This is a genomic window from Synechococcus sp. H60.1, assembly GCF_047462335.1.
Classification (GTDB): Bacteria; Cyanobacteriota; Cyanobacteriia; order Thermostichales; family Thermostichaceae; genus Thermostichus.
Genome location: NZ_JANSJA010000027.1, coordinates 1 through 2084, shown reverse-complemented (window position 1 = coordinate 2084; position 2084 = coordinate 1). Strand labels below are relative to the sequence as shown.

Annotated in this window: 1 protein-coding gene; it reads right to left on the bottom strand. The window is 58.0% G+C overall.

Going from position 1 to position 2084, the window contains the following annotated elements; translation table 11 throughout:
- Positions 1 to 142: 142 nt before the first annotated feature.
- A complete protein-coding gene (locus tag NW852_RS01310) occupies positions 143 to 1282 on the bottom strand; it encodes an S-layer homology domain-containing protein (RefSeq protein ID WP_414426403.1) in 1140 nt (379 codons plus the stop codon).
- Between the last annotated feature and the right edge of the window lie 802 nt (positions 1283 to 2084).

The following is a 2084-nucleotide window of genomic DNA, read 5'->3' as shown; positions in this document are numbered from 1 at the left end:
GGCTGAGAAGATAGCGCCCTAGCAGCCCCTCTCCCGGAGGGAGAGGGGAGTTGGGGATCGAGACAACGCCCAGCTTCACCGATGGAAAGACAGTGAGAAGTTGTATCGCCTGCGTCTCGTTGCAACGGACACCCCCGCGCCGCTAGCGGGATTGAGGAACTAGCGCCAGATCCTGGGTGAGGCGCAGCTCGATCACCTGGTTGGGATCCAACACCACCACCTGCGGCGCTGTCACGTTGCCGATCACCGCTCCGGCCACCCCTGCCCCCAGCACTTCTTCTGTGGCAATGGCATTATCGCCGGTTACCAAGCCGAGAACGGCGCCTGCTGCCGCACCGATGGCCGCATCTTGGATGATCTTGCCTGTGGTGGTGTAGCGGGGGTCCTTGACATCGCGGATTACATCCGATTGAGCGGCCAAGGGGAACAGTTGGTTGTTGACGATGATGCTTTCCGCCACAAAGCGCGTGCCGCCCGGCGCCGGCTCAAAGCGGCCATCCACCCGTGAGCCAAAAGGCACCAGGATGTCCCCCTGGCCGTTGCGAATTGGGTTGCGAACGATCAAGGACATAGGGCGAGTTTCGTTGGGGGCGATGAAGAGGCGCTCGTTGAAGGGGGTGGTGGTCTGTATCAGAGTGCCCGCCGCCAGCGTGGAAAGGCGCAGGTCAAAGCCGGGCTGAGGGGTGGAGAGCCAATTGCCTGGGTTCTGGGCCACCAGGGATCCCCGACTGAGCAGGGCCTGGTGGGTAAAAGCAGCCACCTCAGCACGGGTGGCAGGACGGTTGGGCTCCAAGAGCATGGGATCTGGGTAATTCACGATCAGGCCGGCGCGGTTGGCGGCTGCAATTGGCGCCAGGGCCCAGTTGGGAATGGCTGCCGCGTCACGGTAGCGGCTGAACAGCTCGCTCGGCTGGGCCACGGGGATGGCACTTGTGTTGCCAAGGGCGTTGGTCAGGATCACCAGCGCCTCGGTGCGGGTAACGGGCTGTTCGGGTCGGAAGGTGCCGTCCGGGAAGCCGGCCACCAAGTTGTTGGCTGCCGCCGCGGAGATAGCGTTAGCCGCCCAGTGGGTGGGGGGCACATCCCGAAAGCCGATGAAGGTACCAGAGGTGTTGCGGAGGCGAAAGGCAGTGGTGACGAGGGTGGCAAACTGAGCACGGGTCACCGGCTCGTTGGGACGGAAGGTGCCATCCGGGAAGCCGTTCAACACCCTTTGAGCGGAGAGAGCCTCAATGTAGGTTTGGGCCCAGTGACCAAAAGTGTCGCGAAAAGGGGCGGCCATAGCCACCTGGCAATGAATGCCCAATACCGCCCCGGATAGGAGTAGGCCTGCTGCACGCGGAGTCAAAAGAGAGGAAAACATCGTTCACTTACCTGTCATCATCCTGCCCATTGCTGGGTCAATAGCTACTCTTATTCTGGCTATTTCCTCAGCAGTGGCAATAGCTAAAACCCTTGCTGCACGCTAATTTGAGCGTTTCCAACCTAAAATTTGCATGGAAACGTAATAGCAGGGGATTGCTAAGGAAATCTCCTCATCTCTGTTGCGTCAGCGTTGCATATAGACAACACCCCAGACTCAGTTCTGTTCATAGCATTGCCACTCTGTACAAGTTTGAGACAGACCCCCTAGGGCTCTGCAATGCCAAGGAGTTGATGCTGGCAGAACATAGAGCCAACACCTTCAGCCTCTCTCCCAGAAGGAGAGAGAAGCTGAGAATCAACGCAAAGATCACCGGTTTTGGCCAGGGATAGGGAGTGTTGCGTGCTCCGTAGCCAGTGAACACGAAAGGCCGCCTGCCGCTGGCGGGATTGAGGAACCAGCGCCAAGTCTTGGGTGAGGGCCAGCTCAGGGATCCGGAAGGCTCGCCCTGGAGCACCTTGGCAGTCAGTATGGGTTAAATAAAGACTGTCTTGGAGAGGGTGTTGGTTACTCATTGGAGTTTCCTAACCGAATTTCATGGCGAGCTGAATTATGTCTATTTGCTTGTTGATTCGTCTCTTGATAACAAAATTTCTAACCTAGTTTTTCCCTCAACTCAGGATCGAGCCGAGTGTTAAAGCAGCAATTTGGAGAACAACTA